Source organism: Nonomuraea sp. NPDC049419, from assembly GCF_040676995.1.
GTDB classification, from domain to species: Bacteria; Actinomycetota; Actinomycetes; order Streptosporangiales; family Streptosporangiaceae; genus Nonomuraea; species Nonomuraea salmonea.
In genome coordinates, this window is record NZ_JBFAQB010000012.1 from 34,622 (window position 1) to 51,303 (window position 16,682).

The 16,682-nt window shown below is 73.2% G+C and carries 17 protein-coding genes and 2 pseudogenes; 9 read left to right on the forward strand and 10 right to left on the reverse strand.

The genetic code is table 11. The features are described 5' to 3' along the window. Positions 1-16 precede the first annotated feature (16 nt). The 6 genes from AB0K12_RS30015 to paaZ form a co-directional block, all read right to left on the reverse strand. Positions 17-1,435: a dihydrolipoamide acetyltransferase family protein gene (locus AB0K12_RS30015; RefSeq protein WP_364568409.1), complete on the reverse strand. Its 1,419-nt coding sequence runs from the start codon at positions 1,433-1,435 to the stop codon at positions 17-19. Then, positions 1,432-2,481, reverse strand: a complete 1,050-nt coding sequence (locus AB0K12_RS30020; protein ID WP_364569052.1) for an alpha-ketoacid dehydrogenase subunit beta — start codon at positions 2,479-2,481, stop codon at positions 1,432-1,434. Before AB0K12_RS30020 ends, AB0K12_RS30015 begins: the two co-directional genes overlap by 4 nt. A gap of 11 nt (positions 2,482-2,492) precedes the next feature. Further along, a complete protein-coding gene (gene pdhA, locus AB0K12_RS30025) occupies positions 2,493-3,590 on the reverse strand; it encodes a pyruvate dehydrogenase (acetyl-transferring) E1 component subunit alpha (RefSeq protein WP_364568412.1) in 1,098 nt (365 codons plus the stop codon). Between the two features lie 276 nt (positions 3,591-3,866). Then, positions 3,867-4,394, reverse strand: coding sequence for an Lrp/AsnC family transcriptional regulator (locus tag AB0K12_RS30030; protein ID WP_364568415.1), 528 nt, complete (start codon positions 4,392-4,394; stop codon positions 3,867-3,869). A 168-nt stretch (positions 4,395-4,562) separates the two neighbouring features. After that, positions 4,563-5,354: an enoyl-CoA hydratase-related protein gene (locus AB0K12_RS30035; RefSeq protein WP_364568418.1), complete on the reverse strand. Its 792-nt coding sequence runs from the start codon at positions 5,352-5,354 to the stop codon at positions 4,563-4,565. Beyond that, positions 5,351-7,396 (reverse strand): phenylacetic acid degradation bifunctional protein PaaZ, encoded by a 2,046-nt coding sequence (gene paaZ, locus AB0K12_RS30040; protein WP_364568421.1) that lies wholly within the window; start codon positions 7,394-7,396, stop codon positions 5,351-5,353. Before paaZ ends, AB0K12_RS30035 begins: the two co-directional genes overlap by 4 nt. Before the next feature lie 104 nt (positions 7,397-7,500). Here paaZ and paaA point away from each other — a divergent pair, with 104 nt between their 5' ends. The 4 genes from paaA to paaD all read left to right on the forward strand — a co-directional run bounded on the left by paaA (position 7,501) and on the right by paaD (position 10,366). Then, positions 7,501-8,463 (forward strand): 1,2-phenylacetyl-CoA epoxidase subunit PaaA, encoded by a 963-nt coding sequence (paaA, locus tag AB0K12_RS30045; RefSeq protein ID WP_364568424.1) that lies wholly within the window; start codon positions 7,501-7,503, stop codon positions 8,461-8,463. After that, a complete protein-coding gene (gene paaB / locus AB0K12_RS30050) occupies positions 8,460-8,753 on the forward strand; it encodes a 1,2-phenylacetyl-CoA epoxidase subunit PaaB (RefSeq protein ID WP_355423729.1) in 294 nt (97 codons plus the stop codon). Before paaA ends, paaB begins: the two co-directional genes overlap by 4 nt. 12 nt (positions 8,754-8,765) lie before the next feature. Then, positions 8,766-9,746 (forward strand): 1,2-phenylacetyl-CoA epoxidase subunit PaaC, encoded by a 981-nt coding sequence (paaC, locus tag AB0K12_RS30055; RefSeq protein WP_364568428.1) that lies wholly within the window; start codon positions 8,766-8,768, stop codon positions 9,744-9,746. Between the two features lie 134 nt (positions 9,747-9,880). Next, the gene (gene paaD, locus AB0K12_RS30060) at positions 9,881-10,366 is read left to right on the forward strand and encodes a 1,2-phenylacetyl-CoA epoxidase subunit PaaD (RefSeq protein ID WP_364569055.1); all 486 of its coding nucleotides are present in this window, start codon (positions 9,881-9,883) and stop codon (positions 10,364-10,366) included. 16 nt (positions 10,367-10,382) lie between these two features. Here paaD and AB0K12_RS30065 read toward each other — a convergent pair. Further along, a pseudogene (locus AB0K12_RS30065) lies at positions 10,383-11,303 on the reverse strand (transposase). 149 nt (positions 11,304-11,452) lie between these two features. On the opposite strand from AB0K12_RS30065, the gene paaE reads away from it, so the two are divergent. Genes paaE through AB0K12_RS30080 form a run of 3 tightly spaced genes read left to right on the forward strand, consistent with a single transcriptional unit; the run spans position 11,453 to position 14,207 of the window. Next, complete coding sequence (paaE, locus tag AB0K12_RS30070) at positions 11,453-12,535, forward strand: 1,2-phenylacetyl-CoA epoxidase subunit PaaE (protein WP_364568431.1); 1,083 nt, start codon at positions 11,453-11,455, stop codon at positions 12,533-12,535. Between the two features lie 41 nt (positions 12,536-12,576). Then, on the forward strand, positions 12,577-13,332 hold the full coding sequence (locus AB0K12_RS30075; protein ID WP_364568434.1) for an enoyl-CoA hydratase/isomerase family protein: 756 nt from the start codon (positions 12,577-12,579) through the stop codon (positions 13,330-13,332). Then, positions 13,329-14,207, forward strand: coding sequence for a 3-hydroxyacyl-CoA dehydrogenase family protein (locus AB0K12_RS30080; protein WP_364568437.1), 879 nt, complete (start codon positions 13,329-13,331; stop codon positions 14,205-14,207). Before AB0K12_RS30075 ends, AB0K12_RS30080 begins: the two co-directional genes overlap by 4 nt. Positions 14,208-14,244: 37 nt before the next feature. Here AB0K12_RS30080 and AB0K12_RS30085 read toward each other — a convergent pair whose 3' ends face one another. Then, positions 14,245-14,874: a TetR/AcrR family transcriptional regulator gene (locus tag AB0K12_RS30085; RefSeq protein ID WP_364568440.1), complete on the reverse strand. Its 630-nt coding sequence runs from the start codon at positions 14,872-14,874 to the stop codon at positions 14,245-14,247. Between the two features lie 126 nt (positions 14,875-15,000). Here AB0K12_RS30085 and AB0K12_RS30090 point away from each other — a divergent pair, with 126 nt between their 5' ends. Both AB0K12_RS30090 and AB0K12_RS30095 read left to right on the forward strand, forming a co-directional pair. After that, a complete protein-coding gene (locus AB0K12_RS30090) occupies positions 15,001-15,159 on the forward strand; it encodes a hypothetical protein (RefSeq protein WP_364569063.1) in 159 nt (52 codons plus the stop codon). Further along, positions 15,153-15,335 (forward strand): annotated as a pseudogene (locus AB0K12_RS30095) (TetR family transcriptional regulator); the annotation flags it as partial. The gene AB0K12_RS30090 and the pseudogene AB0K12_RS30095, both read left to right, overlap by 7 nt. A gap of 41 nt (positions 15,336-15,376) precedes the next feature. Here AB0K12_RS30095 and AB0K12_RS30100 read toward each other — a convergent pair. Beyond that, positions 15,377-15,607, reverse strand: coding sequence for a hypothetical protein (locus AB0K12_RS30100; protein WP_364569066.1), 231 nt, complete (start codon positions 15,605-15,607; stop codon positions 15,377-15,379). Positions 15,608-15,719: 112 nt separating this feature from the next. After that, positions 15,720-16,664, reverse strand: a complete 945-nt coding sequence (gene sigJ / locus AB0K12_RS30105; RefSeq protein ID WP_364568443.1) for an RNA polymerase sigma factor SigJ — start codon at positions 16,662-16,664, stop codon at positions 15,720-15,722. Positions 16,665-16,682 lie beyond the last annotated feature (18 nt).

Consider the following 16,682-nt stretch of genomic DNA (forward strand, 5'->3'; position numbering starts at 1 on the left):
CCGGGGGCCGGCGGGGTCAGGTGTCGGCGAGCAGGATGGCCGGGTTCTCCACGCAGTCGGCGACGTGGCGCAGGAAGCCGCCCGCCGCTCCCCCGTCGCAGACCCGGTGGTCGAACGTCAGGGAGAGCTGGGTGATCTTGCGGGCGGTGACGACGCCCCCGTGCACCCACGGGCGGTCGATCACCCGGCCGACGCCCAGCAGCGCCGCCTCCGGGTGGTTGATGATCGGGGTGGAGCCGTCCACGCCGAAGACGCCGTAGTTGTTGAGCGTGAACGTGCCGCCCGTCAGCGACTCAGGCGGCAGCTTGCCCTCCCTGGCCAGGCCGGTGAGCCGGGTCAGCTCGGCGGCGAGCTGGGCGGTGGTCATCAGGTGGGCGTCGCGGACCACCGGGACGACGAGGCCGCGGTCGGTCTGGGCGGCGAAGCCGAGGTTGACGTGGCCGTACCTGACGATCTCCGAGCGGTCGGTGTCCACCGTCGAGTTCAGCTCGGGGAAGCGGCGCAGTCCGTCCACGCAGATGCGGGCCAGCAGGGCGAGCAGGCCGATGCCGAGCTGGGGGCGGGTGCGGCGGAGCGCGTCCCTGGCCGCGACCAGGTCGGTGGCGTCCACGTCCACCCAGGTCGTGGCGTCGGGGATCTCGGTGCGGCTGCGGCTCAGCTTCTCCGCCACGGCCCTGCGCACGCCGCGCAGCGGGATGCGCTCCAGCGGTCGCGGGGCGGCGGGGCTCGCCGCGCCCGCTCGCTCGATGGCCTGCTCGACGTCGCGGCGCAGGATCACCTCGCGGGGGCCGGTGGGGGTGACATGGGCGAGGTCGATGCCGTGCTCGCGGGCGATCCTGCGCACCAGCGGCGAGATGACCCGCGGCGCCTGGCCCGGCGTCCGGGAGTTCGCCGCCTCCTGCCTCAGCGGGCGCAGGCCCGCCGAGGACGTCTTGAGCGGGCGCGCGTCCGCAGCCGAGGGCTGAACCGGGCGCGCCTCTCCCGCGGCACTCTTGAGCGGCCGCGCGTCCTCGGCCGGCGCCTTGAGGGGGCGGGCGTCGGCGGCCGGCGCGTTGAGCTGGGCGGGGCGGCGACGGCGGCGGGAGGTCCCGTGGTGGCCGGTGCCGTAGCCGATGAGGACGTTGCCGCTGCCGGCCCGCTCCTCCTCGCGGTACCGGGACGCCGCCGGATCTTCGGCCGGTGCTGCGCCGCCGATCTCGATGAGGGGCTCACCCACCGACAGGACGGCGCCGGGTGCGGCGTGCAAGGCGAGGACGGTGCCGGCATACGGCACCGGCACCTCCACGGCCGCCTTGGCCGTCTCGACCTCGACCACGATCTGGTCCACCGCGACGGTGTCGCCGACGTCGACCTTCCAGTCGAGCACCTCGGCCTCGGTCAGCCCCTCGCCGAGGTCGGGCAGGCGGAACACCTGCCGCTCGCCGGTGACGGTCATGATGCCTCCCTGCTGAGGTGCAGCAGGTCGGGCCGGTCGTCGAACTGGAGCCGGTCCACCGCGTCGAGCACGCGGTCCACGTCGGGCAGATGGGTGTGCTCCAGTTTGGGCGGCGGGTACGGGATGTCGAAACCGGTCACCCGCAGCACGGGCGCGGCCAGGGAGTGGAAGCACCGCTCCTGTACGCGGGCCGCGATCTCGGCCCCCACCCCGGCGAACCCCTGCGCCTCCTGGATCACCACGCACCGCCCTGTCCTGCGTACGGACGACACCACGGTCTCGTCGTCGAACGGGACGATGCTCCGCAGGTCCACCACCTCCAGCGAGCGGCCCTCCGCGGCGGCCGTCTCGGCGGCCTGGAGGGCGACGGGCACGCCCGGCCCGTACGCGACGAGCGTGGCGTCGCTTCCCTCGCGCCGCACCACGGCCCGCCCGAAGCCGGGAGCGCGCCGCTCGGCGGCCGAGAAGTCGTCCTTGGCCCAGTACAGCTTCTTGGGCTCCATGAAGATCACCGGGTCGGGGTCGTCGATGGCGTCGCGGAGCAGCCAGTACGCGTCCTCGACGGTGGCGGGCGTGACGACCTTGAGCCCTGGGGTGTGGGCGTAGTACGCCTCGCTGGAGTCGCAGTGGTGCTCGACCCCGCCGATGCCGCCGGCGAACGGGATGCGGATCACCATCGGCAGCGACACCCGGCCGCGGGTGCGGTTGCGGGTCTTGGCGACGTGGGAGGCGATCTGCTCGAAGGCCGGGTAGGCGAACGCGTCGAACTGCATCTCGACGACGGGACGGAAGCCGCCCATCGCCATCCCGACCGCGAGACCGACGATGCCGGACTCGGCGAGCGGGGTGTCGAAGCAGCGTTCCTCGCCGAACTCTCCGGTCAGCCCGTCGGTGATACGGAACACGCCGCCGAGCGGCCCGACGTCCTCGCCGAAGACGAGCACCCGCTCGTCCTCGCGCAGCGCGTCGCGCAGGGCGGCGTTGAGTGCCTGTGCCATAGAGGTGGGCTTGGACGCGGCGACGGGTCCGGGTGCGGACACGGGCATGGCGGTCATCGTCACTCCTCCGTGGCGCTCAGCTCGGCCCGCAGCAGCTCGCGCTGCTCGCGCAGCTGCGGTGTGGGCTCGGCGAAGACGTGGTCGAACAGCTCGAACGGGTCGGTCTCCGGGTCGGCGTTCATGCGGTCGCGGACGCGGGCGGCGCACGCGTCGGCGGCCTGCGCGGCGGCTGCGACGCCGGCGTCGTCCAGCAGGCCCCGGCCGCGCAGGTAGGTCTCCAGGCGGGCCAGCGGGTCGGCCGACTCCCACCGCGCGACCTCCTCGGCGTCGCGGTAGCGGGTGGGGTCGTCGGCGTTGGTGTGCGGGTCCATCCGGTACGTGTGCGCCTCGACCAGGAACGGGCCACCGCCCGCGCGGGCCCGCCGGACGGCCTCGGTCAGCACCGACAGCACGGCGACCAGGTCGTTGCCGTCCACCTGCTCGGACGGCACCCCGTACCCGACGCCCTTGTACGCCAGCGCGGGCGCGGCGGTCTGCCTGGCCAGCGGCACCGAGATGGCGTACTTGTTGTTCTGCACCAGGAACACGACCGGGCAGCGCAGCACGCCGGCGTAGTTGAGCGCCTCGTGGAAGTCGCCCTCGCTGGTGCCGCCGTCGCCGATGAAGGCCAGCACGACCGCGTCCTCGCCCTTGCGGCGCAGCGCCTCGGCCATGCCGACCGCGTGGATGGTCTGGGTGGCGAGCGGCGTGCACTGGGGGGCGACGCGGACGGCGGCGGGGTCGTAACCGCAGTGCCAGTCGCCGCGCAGGAGGGTGAGCACCTCGACGGGGTCGAGGCCGCGGGAGACGAGGGCCACGCTGTCGCGGTAGGTGGGGAACAGCCAGTCGTCGTCGCGCAGCGCGAGCACCCCGCCGATCTGGCAGGCCTCCTGTCCCAGGCTGGAGGGGTAGACGGCGAGGCGGCCCTGCTTGGTCAGCGCGGTCGCCTGGCGGTCGAAGCGGCGGCCGATGACCATCCGGCGGTAGGCCTCCGTGAGCTGCTCGCCGGCCGGCATCGGGTACGCGGCGGGGGGATCGACGGCGGTGCCGTCCTCGGCGACGAAACGCACGGGGACGGGCGCGGGGAGGAGACCGTCGACCACCTGGGGATGAGACATGGCGACGCTCGCTTTCTCTGGACGGTGGACAAGAGAAGCGTCCGCGTAGCGAGCCATTCGTTCAAGACATCGGCGACTATAGGCGACAAATGGCCGCAAACCACGCTTCTCGCGGCCATTTGTCGATTTGACCGGAGAGGGAAGCGCGACCAGCCGGACATTTTGCCGCCGCCCGCGTCACCCCTGATCCTCCGGCCTCACACCCCGCCCCGCCGGCTCTCACACCCCGCCCCTCCGGTCCCAACCTGCCGCCCGGCCACGGCCACGTCGCCCTCACTACCCGCGGGCTCGGCTCCAGTGGGCGCCCTGGCCGCGGGCCTCGTCGAAGACGAGCCAGGTCCGGGTGGCGCGGACGCCCGGGATGTCCTGGATGCGTTCGAGCACGACGTGCCGCAGCGCCGCGTTGTCCGGCGTCCTGACCAGCGCCAGCACGTCGTAGTCGCCGCCGACCATGGCGAAGTGCTCGACGTAGGCGATCTCGCGCAGCCGGGCCGACACCTGCCGCCAGGAGTTCTGCTCGATGGTGATCGACACGTAGGCGCTGGTGCCCAGCCCCGCCTTGGCCGGCGCGATCTCGGCGGTGAAGCCGGTGATCACGCCGTCCTCCATGAGCCGGGTCAGCCGCGCGTACGCGCTGGCCCTGGAGATGTGCACGTGCTCGGCGAGGGTGCGCACGGACATGCGGCCGTCGCGCCGCAGCTCGGCGATGATCGCGCGGTCCACGTCGTCGAGCGCCGCGGCGGCCCGTTCAGGCCACTCCTCACCGGCCGGAACGCTCGACGCCGTGGACGGATGGCTCTCCATGCCCCTCACTCCTTGCCAAAGGTCTCCAGGTGGCCGCCTGCCGAAGCGCTGCCCCGGCGAGCGGCCGTCACTCAGCCCGCGGCCCCAGACGGCCGCCCATGCCGCGGCCCAGACGACGGCCCACGCGATGGCTCGGGCGGTGGCTCGGGCAGTGGCTCGGGCAGTGGCTCAGCGGCCGTCGAAGGCGGGGCGGCGTTTGGCCAGGAACGCCTCCACGGCGCCGGCGTGGTCGGCCGTCAGGCCCAGGCGGGCCTGGGCGCGCGCCTCGGCGGCCAGCGTCGCCCCGAGGTCCCGCCCCCACGACTCGGCGATGAGCCGCTTGGACTCGGCGTACGCGAGGGTGGGCCCGGCCGCGAGCCGTCCGGCCAGCTCGCGCGCGGCCGGAGCCAGCTCGTCCTGCGGAACCAGCCGCCCTGAGACGCCCCACTCCACGGCCTGCCGCGCCGTGAACGGCTCGGCGAGCAGCACGAGCTCCCTGGCCCGCGACTCGCCGACCGACCGGGTGAGCGTGGCCGACAGCCCGGAGTCGCAGGTCAGCCCGATCGCGCCGAACGCGGTGCCGAGCACCGCGTCCTCGGCGAACACCCGCAGGTCGCAGGCGAGCGCCAGGGCCAGCCCGGCACCCACGCAGGTGCCGCCGACGGCCGCGACGACCGGCTTGGGCATCGTGGCGAGCAGCCGCACCACGGGCGCGTAGTCCTCCTCGACGGTGTCGAACGCGTGCGCCGCGTCCTCGCGCAGCGCCGCCGCGTGCTCGGCCAGGTCCTGCCCGGCGCAGAACGCCGGTCCCGCCCCGGCCAGCAGCACCGCGCGGACGGACGCGTCACCGGCGACGTCCTCCAGCGCGAGGCGCAGCCGCAGCTTGGTCTTGGCGTCCAGCGCGTTGCGGCGCTCGGGCCTGTTCAGCGTGACGGTCGCCACGGCGCCGTCGCGTTCGAGGAGGACGGCGGCGCCGTTCACCGGGCGTCTCCGTCCCAGGTCTTGGCGACCAGGGTGAGCACGTCGTACGTGGCCACGGGCTGCCCCTCCTGGTTGGTGACGACGGCGTCCCAGCGCACCTCGCCGTAGTCGGCGTTGCTGCGCGGCGTGATCTGCTTGACGGTGAGCGTCACCGCGATGCTGTCACCGGCCTTGACCGGGGTGAGGAAGCGCAGCGCGTCCACGCCGAAGTTGGCCAGCACCGGGCCGGGCGCCGGGTCCACGAAGAGCCCGGCGGCCAGCGAGACGACCAGGTAGCCGTGCGCGACGATGCCGCCGAACAGCGGGTTGCGGGCGGCCGCCTCGGGATCGGTGTGGGCGTAGAAGGTGTCGCCGGTGAACTCGGCGAAGTGCTCGATGTCCTCCAGCGTCACCGTGCGCGGCGCGGAGGCGATCGTGTCGCCGATCCGCAGCTCGGCCAGCGACTTGCGGAAGGGGTGCACGTCGCTCGTGGCGCGGGCGGCGCCGGTCGTCCAGCGTCCTGTGACGGCGGTGAGCAGGTCCGGCGAGGCCTGGACGGCGGTGCGCTGCATGTGGTGCAGCACGCCGCGAATGCCGCCCAGCTCCTCGCCGCCGCCGGCCCGGCCTGGCCCGCCGTGGACGAGGACGGGCAGCGGCGAGCCGTGCCCGGTGGACTCCTTGGCGTCGTCGCGGTCGAGCACCAGCACCCGGCCGTGCCAGGGCGCGAGCCCGAGCACCACGGACCTCGCGACCTCGGGGTCGTGGGTGGCGACGGAGGCGACCAGGCTGCCGCGCCCGCGGGCGGCCAGGGCGACGGCCTCGTCCAGGCCGTCGTAGGCGAGCACGGTGCTGACCGGCCCGAACGGCTCGACGTCGTGCGGCTCGGTGGCGCCCGGCCTGGCCCGCAGCAGGAGCGGGGTCGTGAACGCGCCGCGCGTGGCGTCGCCGTCGAGCAGGGCGCCGCCCGCCGGCTCGCCGTACACGACGTCGGCGCTCGCGCGCAGGGCCTCGACGGCCTTGCGCACCTCCTCGCGCTGGGCGAGCCCGGCCAGCGCGCCCATGCGCACGTCGGGGTTGCGCGGGTCGCCGACGCTCACCTTGGCCAGGCGGGCGGCCAGCGCCTCCTCTACCTGCCCGGCCATGGCCGAGGGCACGAGCACCCGGCGGATGGCGGTGCACTTCTGCCCGGCCTTGACCGTCATCTCGGTGACGACGCCCTTGATGAACAGGTCGAACTCGGGGTCGTCCGCGCGCACGTCGGGGCCGAGGATGGAGCAGTTGAGCGAGTCGGCCTCGACGCCGAGCACGACGCCGCCGTCCAGCACGTTGGGGTGGCGGCGCAGGATGCCGGCCGTGTGGGCGGAGCCGGTGAAGGCGACGGAGTCCTGCACGGTCAGCTCGTCGAGCAGCCCGCCCGCGCTGCCCGCGAGGAGTTGCAGCGCGCCCTCCGGCAGGATGCCGGACTCGATGATCATGCGGACGGCCAGCTCGGTGAGGTACGCAGTCTGGCTCGCCGGCTTGACGATCGAGGGCAGGCCGGCGAGGAAGGCGGGGGCGAGCTTCTCCAGCATGCCCCAGACGGGGAAGTTGAAGGCGTTGATCTGCACGGCCACGCCCGGCCGCGAGGTGTAGAGGTGCTGGCCGACGAACGTGCCGCCCTTGCCGAGCCGTTCGAGGCCGCCGTCCAGGAAGACCGTGTCGTTGGGCAGCTCGCGCACGCCCTTGCTCGCGTAGCTGAACAGGGTGCCGATGCCGCCGTCCACGTCGATGGCGGTGTCGCGGGAGGTGGCGCCGGTGCGTACGGACAGGGCGTACAGCTCCTCCTTGCGCTCCAGCAGGTGTTTGGCGAGCGCCTTGAGCAGGGCGGCGCGCTCGTGGAAGGTGAGCGCGCGCACGGCGGGACCGCCGGTCCGCCTGGCGTACGCGACCATCGCGCCGACGTCGAGGCCGCGGCTGGAGATGCGCGCGACCTCCTCGCCCGTGGCCGCGTCGAGCAGCGGCTCTCCCTCGTCGGCCGCGCGGAACCACCGTCCCGCGGCATAGCTCTCCAACAGCGTGCTCACACTGTCTCCTCTCCCCGGGCGCGACCTTGCGCGGGCACCCCTCTGTGTGCGACCTTATTACTGACCGAGCGATAAGTAAATGAGCCCGAGGCGTCGGAGGAAAGATGACGACCACCCCAGCGGAGCCGGACCTCGAGGCCCGCCTGCAAGCCGGGTTCGACGCGACCATCGCCCGCCACGACCGCATCGAGCCGCGCGACTGGATGCCCGACTCCTACCGCAGGACGCTCATCCGCCAGATCGCCCAGCACGCCCACTCCGAGATCATCGGCATGCAGCCCGAGGGCAACTGGATCGGCCGCGCCCCCTCACTGCGCCGTAAGGCGATCCTGCTGGCCAAGGTGCAGGACGAGGCGGGGCACGGGCTCTATCTGTACTCCGCGTGCGAAACCTTGGGCGTCTCCCGGGCCGAGCTGACGGAGTTGCTGCTCAGCGGGAAGCAGAAATACTCCTCGATCTTCAACTATCCGACGCTCTCGTACGCCGACGTCGGCACCATCGGCTGGCTGGTGGACGGCGCCGCCATCTGCAACCAGGTGCCGCTGTGCCGCACCTCCTACGGCCCCTACGGCCGGGCGATGATCCGCATCTGCAAGGAGGAGTCGTTCCACCAGCGGCAGGGGTACGAGCTGCTGATGACGATGATGCGCGGCACCGACGAGCAGCGGGCCATGGTGCAGGAGTCGGTCGACCGGTTCTGGTGGCCGTCGCTGATGATGTTCGGGCCGCCCGACGCCCAGTCGCCCAACAGCGCGCGCTCGATGGCCTGGGGCATCAAGCGCAACTCCAACGACGAGCTGCGGCAGAAGTTCGTGGACATGACGGTCCCGCAGGCCGAGGCGCTCGGCGTCACGCTGCCCGACCCCGGCCTGCGCTGGAACGACGAGCGCGGCCACTACGACTTCGGCGAGCCCGACTGGGAGGAGTTCGCCGCCGTGCTGCGCGGCGACGGGCCGTGCAACGCCCAGCGCATGGCGCACCGCAGGGCCGCCCACGAGGAGGGCGCCTGGGTACGCGAGGCCGCCATCGCCTTCGCCGAGCGCTCACGGCAGGAGGTCGCCCGATGAGCACCGACCGCCGGGAATGGCCGCTGTACGAGGTGTTCGTCCGCGGCAAGCGCGGGCTCAACCACGTGCACGTCGGCTCGCTGCACGCGCCCGACGACCAGATGGCGCTGCGGCACGCCCGCGACGTCTACACCCGCCGCAACGAGGGCGTCAGCATCTGGGTCGTACGGGCGGACGCCATCACCGCCTCGTCTCCCGATGAGAAGGACCCGCTCTTCGCACCCAGCGGCGACAAGGTCTACCGGCATCCGACGTTCTACGAGATCCCGGGCGACGTCCCGCACATCTGATCGGACCTGCTCATGAGCGACGAACACCGCAGCGAACACCACAGCGGGCACAGCAGCGAACACGGGAACGAACACGGGAGCGAACACGGCAGCATCTTCGACGGCCTGATCGAGGGCGGCGACTCCGCTCAGTGGGCCTTCGGCACCGACTTCGAGGACCCGCTGGCCGGGGTCGACACCACCGTGCCCGAGGGGGTGGACCCGGACGCGCTGGCCGCGTACTGCCTCATGCTCGGCGACGACGCCCTGGTCCTGTCGCAGCGGCTGTCGGAGTGGTGCAGCCGCGCGCCCGACCTGGAGGAGGACATCGCGCTCGCCAACATGGCGCTCGACCTGCTCGGGCAGGCGCGGCTGCTGCTGGCACGGGCGGCGGCGGCCGACCCCGGCGTGGTGCCGGCCCTGCCCGACGGCTCGCCGGTGCCGGCCGAGGACGCGCTGGCGTTCTTCCGCGACGACCGCGACTTCCGCAACGTGCGGCTTTGTGAGGTGCCGAACGGGGACTTCGCGCACGTGGTGGTGCGGCTGCTGCTGTTCTCCGCGGCCCGGCTCGCCCTGTTCGAACGGCTGCGCGACAGCCGGGACCAGGTGCTCGCCGCCGTCGCGGTGAAGGGCGTCAAGGAGGTCGCCTACCACCGCGACTGGGCCGGGCGCTGGTTCCTCACGCTGGCGCGCGGCACCGAGGAGTCGCGCCGCAGACTGCTGGCCGCGCTCGACGCGCTGTGGCCGCTGCGGGCCGAGCTGGTCACCGCCCACCCGCTCGAACTGGTTCTGGCCGACGCCAGGGTGGGCGTGGACCCGTCGTCCCTGGCGGGCGAGGTGGACGCCGTCCTGGACCAGGTGCTCGCGGTGAGCGGCGTCGACCGTCCCCAGCGTGCGCCGCTGGCCGGCGTCGGCGGACGCACCGGCAGACACGGCCTGCACACCGAGGCCCTGAGCAGACTGCTCACCGAGATGCAGGTGGTTGCCCGCGCCCATCCGATGGGGCGCTGGTGACCCCCGCTCGGCCCCGCTCGGGCTCCACGCCGGGCGACGGGCCGCCCGCTGGGCGAGCGCGTGACGGCGCGGACGCGCGGGCAGACGCGCGGGCAGACGCGCGGGCAGACGCGCGGGCGGACGCGGCGGTCGAGGTGGCGAGGCAGGTGCGGGATCCTGAGATGCCGATGCTGACCCTCGCCGACCTCGGCGTGTTGCGCGGTGTCGAGGTGACGCGGGACGCCGGCGGCGGCGAGGTGGTGGTCGCCTCGATCACGCCGACCTACACCGGCTGCCCGGCCATGGCGACCATGCGCGACGACCTCGTGCACCGGCTCAACGACGCCGGGTTCGAGCGGGTGGAGGTGCGAGTGGTGCTGGACCCGCCGTGGTCCAGCGACTGGATCTCCGAACGCGGCCGGGCCGCCCTGCGCGACGCCGGGCTGTCGCCGCCCGGCCCCGCACCCCGGCGTACCGGGCCGGTGCTGCTGACCCTCGGCCCCAAGCGCGCGGCGCCGCGCTGCCCGCGCTGCGGCTCGGCGGACACCCGGCTCACCTCCGAGTTCGGCGCCACCGCCTGCAAGGCCCTCTACCGCTGCACCGGCTGCCTCGAACCGTTCGAGCACGTCAAGGAGATCTAGCGTTGACATCCTCCCCCTAGCAAACGAGGGGGAGTCCCACGGTCGCCCGTGAGGGTTCCTGCTTCACAGCCGGTCGCCCTGTCCGAGAGGACTCTCGTTGAGGTCTTACACCAGCTCCACAGGCGTTTCAGCTCTCCGCCAGCCCGGCGGCGAGCACGTTCCTGGCCGCGTTCACATCCCGGTCATGGACCGCGCCGCAGGCACACATCCATTCCCGGACGTTCAGCGACATCTTCTCCCGCAGGGCCCCGCACTGCGAGCACAGCTTGGAGGAGGGGAACCAGCGGTCCACCGCCACCACACTCCGTCCGTACCAGGCGGGGTTGACGATCTTCTCGCCGGTCGAGAGCGTCGCCGGCGCGGTGATGCCCGCATCCACACCGACGCTCCGCCCGGCGGGCGGGAGCGGGCTGATCTTCTCCTCGACCAGGAGGGACACGAACCAGCGCCCGGCCGCGTCCTTCGACACGGTGACCGTGGACGGCTGCGCACCCTCCGGCAGCCGACGCGACCACACGATCGCCAGCGGCGTGTCCATCTTCGCCAGCCACAACCGGCCCTCACGCCAGTGGAACGCCGAGCGGGTGTACTCCGCCGACACCCGGGACTTCTTCCGGGACTTGAACGTGGGGTACTTGGCGCGCCTGGCGAAGAAGTTCGCGAACGCCGCCTGAAGATGCCGCAGCGCCTGCTGAAGAGGGACCGACGACACCTCCGACAGGAAGTCGTACTCGCCGCTGCGCTTCCACTCCGTCAGGCGCGCGGAGGACTCCACATAGGAGACACAGCGGCCTTCCAAGCGGTAGGCGCGAGTGCGCTCCTCGAGTGCCTTGTTGTAGACAAGACGGACGCAGCCGAACGTCCGGGCAAGCTCGCCGGCCTGCTCGGAAGTCGGATAGAAGCGGTACTTGTAGGCCCGCTTCACGATCTGCGCCACGCCTCACATGCTACCGAACGATCAACCAACAGTCGCGCGTATGTTCGATACGCCGGTTCACCTGACAGCGAATCGGCCGCCCCTGTCCTGCCCCGCAGAAGTCCGATCCCTCCCCCGCCTGAAGGCGGGGGTTTCCACGGAGGTATCTGATGACCATGCCGGCGACCGCGCCGTCCAGGGCCGCCGTCTTCCACCCGCTGACCGTGGCGGCGGTGGACCGGCTGTGCGACGACGCCGCCGCGATCACCTTCGAGGTGCCGCCCGGGCTGCGCGACACGTACGCGTTCAAGGCCGGCCAGTCGCTCACCCTGCGCCGGATCGTCGACGGACGCGAGGAGCGGCGCTCGTACTCGATCTGCGCCCCGGCGGGCGCCGCGCCGCGCATCGGGGTCAGGGAGATCCCCGGCGGCCTGTTCTCCTCCTGGCTGGTCCACGACGTACGGCCGGGCACGGTCATCGAGGTGCAGCCGCCCACCGGCTCCTGGCGGGCCGACCCGGACGGCGGCGAGCGCCACCTGTGCGTGGCGGCCGGTTCGGGCATCACGCCGCTGCTGTCGATCGCCTCGACCGTGCTCGCCCACCCCAGCGCCCAGGTCTCCCTCCTGTACGGCAACCGCACCAGCCGCACGGTCATGTTCGCCGAGGAGCTGGGCGACCTGAAGAACCGCTACGGCCCCCGCCTCCAGGTCGTGCACGCGCTCTCCCGCGAGCCGCGCGACGTCGAGCTGCTGTCAGGAAGGCTCGACGGCGACCGGCTGCGCCGCCTGCTCACCTCGCTCGTCCCGGTCGAGGTGTTCGACCACGTGTGGCTCTGCGGGCCGCTGGAGATGATCGAGCAGGCCAGGCCGGTGCTCGCCGAGCTGGGCGTGCCCGCCGAGCGGGTGCACGTCGAGCTGTTCTACGCCGACGCGCCGCCGCCCCCGCCGCGCAGGGACGGCTCGGCCCCGCCGGGCGCCACCACGGAGCTGACGACCGTGCTCGACGGGCTGCGCACCACCTCGACCGTCTCCCGGGAGACGACGCTGCTCGACGGCGCCCAGGCCACCCGGGCGGACCTGCCGTTCGCCTGCAAGGGCGGCGTGTGCGGGACGTGCCGGGCCGTCGTACGGTCGGGCGAGGTGGACATGCGGCGCAACTACGCGCTCGAACCGTCCGAGCTGGCCGCCGGATTCGTCCTGACCTGTCAGACCTATCCGGTGGGCGAGCACGTCACCGTCGACTACGACGCCTGAACAGGAGCCCACGTGACAACTTCCACCTGCGGGGAGCGGGCATGAGCGGGCCGAGTCTTCTCATCGAGGAGGGCGCGGACCGGGTGGTGTGGCGGCTGAACCGGCCCGAGGTGCGCAACGCCATCGACCGCGAGCTGGTGGCCGCGCTGCACGAGGCGTGCGCCGCCGTCGAGGCGGACCCGAAGGTCGTCCTGCTCGTCGGCGAGGGCGGGACGTTCGCGGCCGGCGCCGACATCGCCCAGCTGCGTGAGCGAGGCCGCGAGGACGCGCTGCGCGGCATCAACTCGAAGATCTTCGACCGGGTCCACCGGCTGCCGATGCCCGCCATCGCCCTCCTCGACGGGTACGCGCTGGGCGGCGGCGCCGAGCTGGCCTACGCCTGCGACTTCCGCATCGGCACGCCCCGCACCAGGATCGGCAACCCGGAGACCGGCCTCGGCATCCTCGCCGCAGCCGGGGCGGCCTGGCGGCTGGCCGAGCTGGTGGGCGAGCCGCTGGCCAAGGAGATCCTGCTCGCCGGCCGCGTACTGACGGCCGAGGAGGCCAGGGACGTGCGGCTGCTGAACGAGGTCGCCGAGCCGGACGACCTGCTGGCGGCGGGGCACCGCCTGGCCGACCGCATCGCCGCCCAGGCCCCGCTCGCGACCCGCCTGATGAAGGCCGTCTTCCACGCGCCCCGCCAGGCGCACCCGTTCGTGGACGACGTGGCGCAGGCGGTGCTGTTCGAGACCGAGGAGAAGCACGCGCGCATGACGGCGTTCCTGGAACGCCGCGAGCGGAAAGGACCGCGCCCATGACCACCGACCACCCGGACCCCGCTCACCCGCCCACCGACCTGCCCGGTGACGTGGGCGTTTATGGTGGGGGGCGCATGGGGGCGGGGATCGCGCACGCCTTTCTCGTCGCCGGCAGTGCTGTCGTCGTCGTGGAGAGCAGCGAGGAGACGGCCGCCGCCGCCCGAGAACGCGTCGCGGGCAGCGTGGGCAAGGCCGCCGCCAAGGGCACGCTCGGTGAGCCGCAGGAGGCCGTGCTGGCACGGCTGCGGATCACGACCGACCCGGGCGACCTGGCGGGTTGTCAGCTGGTCGTGGAGGCCGTGCCCGAGGATGCCGCGCTCAAGGCGGAGGTGCTGGCCGTCGCCGAGAAGCGGGCGCCGGGCGCGGTGCTCGCCACGAACACCAGCAGCCTGTCGCTGACCGGGCTCGCCGCCGGGCTGGGCGCCCCTGGACGCTTTCTCGGCCTGCACTTCTTCAACCCGGTCCCGGTGAGCGACCTCGTCGAGATCGTCGCCGCGCCCACGACCGAGCCCGCGTTGCTGACCCGGGCCCAGGGCTGGGTGGCCGCGCTCGGCAAGACGCCCATCACCGTGACCGACTCGCCCGGCTTCGCCAGCAGCCGGCTCGGGGTGAGCCTGGCGCTGGAGGCCATGCGGATGCTCGAAGAGGGCGTGGCGAGCGCGGGCGACATCGACACCGCGATGACCCTCGGCTACCGGCACCCGGTGGGCCCGCTGCGCACCACGGACATCGTGGGCCTGGACGTGCGGCTGGCCATCGCCGAACACCTGGCCCGCGAGCTGGGCCCGCGCTTCGAGCCCCCGCAGATCCTGCGCGACCTGGTCGCCGCAGGCCACCTCGGCCGCAAGACCGGCCGGGGCTTCTACACCTGGTGACACCGCCCGGCAAGGCCCCCCTGGTCAGGCCGGCCGGTCAGGCCTCGTGCTTGGCCAGGCCGTCGAAGGCGATGGAGGTGATGGCGGCGGCGACCATCGCCTGGTCGTAGGCGCCGTCGGGGCGGTACCACTCGGCGAGCGAGTTGACCATGCCGAACAGCAGGCGGCTGACCAGCGCGGGCGGTACGTCGTCGCGCAGCGCGCCCTCGGCGACCGCGTCGGCCACCAGGGCGGCGAGCCGGTCGTCGAGCCAGCGGCGGCGTTCGAGCGCGGCCAGCTCGACCTCGCTGTTGCCCCGCACGCGCAGCAGCAGCGTGACCGACGGCTGGTGCGCGACGAGCACTTCGACGCTGCGCCGCACGACCTCGCGCAGCCGCTCGTACGCGCTGCGCCCGCCCAGCTCGCGGGACGCCTCGGTCACCACGGCGGTCAGCTCGTCGAGCGCGTCGTCGAGCGCCTGGCCGAGCAGCTGCTCCTTGCTGGTCACGTGGTGGTAGATGGCCGGCTTGGTCAGCCCGAGTTCCTTGGCCAGGTCGCCCATGCTGGTGGCGTCGTAGCCGCGGCGGTTGAACATCTCGACGGCGGCGCGCAGGATCGCGGACTGATCATAGCCGGGACGACCCCGCCGGCGGCGCGGGGCCGGTTCGGCCTGCTCAGTCGTGGTCACAAATGCAGCATCTCACGCGTCCGCCCCACACATCGCCGTGCCCGCCACGTACGGACACCGTGCTCGATCACTTGAGTTACTCACCCCCGCTTCACCCGCCGGCCCGACGCGCCGGACGCCGCCGGGGTGACCGCCATCTGCGACCTGCTCGGGGGGCGACCGCGACAGGTTCGCACCGCCAGGGGCCTGCTGGTGGCCCGGCACGAGACCACCGCCAAAATGATCGGCGAGATGATGCCGATGCCGCTGGCCGACCGCGGGCGCTGGGGGGCGCTGCGATGGTGACGTCCTCGGGGCCCGCGCCCGAGCGCCGCGGGGTGCGGGCCAGGGACACGCGCGAGGCGCTGCTCGACACGGCGGAGCGGCTGTTCTCCGAGCGGGGTGTCGGTGAGGTGTCCAACCGGCAGATCAGCGAGGCGGCGGGCCAGGCCAACAACTTCGCGGTCGGCTACCACTTCGGGTCGAAGGCCGGTTCAGTCCGGGCGATCGTCCGCCGCTACACCTACGACCTGGAGCGGCAGCGGCGGCTGCGGGCCGAGATGGGCGAGTCGGGTGAGCTGCGCGACTGGATCTCGTGCCTGGTCCGCCCGGCCACCGACCACCTGGCGGCGCTGGGCGTGCCGAGCGTGCGGGCCCAGTGCATGGCGCAGATCAACACCGTGCCCCCGATGCGGCAGATCGTCATCGACGAGGCCGTCTCCACGCCGTCCATGCGGACGAGCCTGGCCGGCATGTTCCGGCTGCTGCCCGGCCTCTGGACGGCTCCCGCCACCGCTCCGGCCCCACGCGGCCATGGAGGCCACCCGCCCCGCCTGACCCGCCTGACCCGCCTGACCTGTGAGGCGTCAGCGGTTCGGGAGGAGACCCACGTCGGAGACCGGGCCGAGGTGGTGCAGCTTGTCGGGGTTGGCGACCGAGTGGATCGCCTGCACGTACCCGTCCGCGATCGACAGCTCGACCACGCTCGCCACCCGTCCCTCGGCGTCGCGCAGGACCGCTCCCGGGCGGCCGTTGACCCAGGCGAGCCTGAGTGTGACGCCGAGCGCCCTGAACCGGCGCAGGCCGCCGAGGAGCAGCCGCGCGACCCGCAGGCGGTCGGTCGCGGGCAGCGAGAGCGCGGGCACCTTGCCGCCGCCGTCCCCGTGCAGCACCACGTCGGGGGCCAGCATGTCGAGCAGCGCGTCCAGGTCGCCGCCTGACGCGGCCTCGAAGAACCGCTGGGCCAGCTCGGCGCCCTCCGCCCGCCGCGCGGGGGCGAGCGGACCGCCGGGTTCCCGCGCCCCCTCGGCGATCCTGCGGCGCGCGCGGGCGAAGATCTGCCGGCAGTTCGCCTCGGTCTTGCCGGTGACGCGGGCCACGTCGGGGTAGCCGTACCCGAAGACCTCGCGCAGCATGAAGACCGCCCGCTCCACCGGCGAGAGCGCCTCCAGCAGCACGAGGAACGCCATCGACAGCGAGTCGGACAGCTCGGCGTGCTCGGCAGGCCCTGAGGCGGGGCCTGAGGTGAGCCCCGCACCGAGGCCGGGGACGACGACCGGCTCGGGCAGCCAGTCCCCCACGTACGTCTCCCGCCGCACCCGCGCCGACCGCAGGTGGTCGATGCCGAGCCGGGTCACGGCCGTCGTCAGGTACGCCTTCGGCTCGGCGACCGTGGTGCCCGCCTGGCGGGCCCTGGTGAGGCGGAGGTAGGCGTCCTGGACGATGTCCTCGGCGTCGCCGACGGATCCGGTCATCCCGTACGCGATGGAGAACAGCAGCGGCCGATAGCCCTCATCGTCCGCGCGCGACATATCTGCACCCTTCCCGAA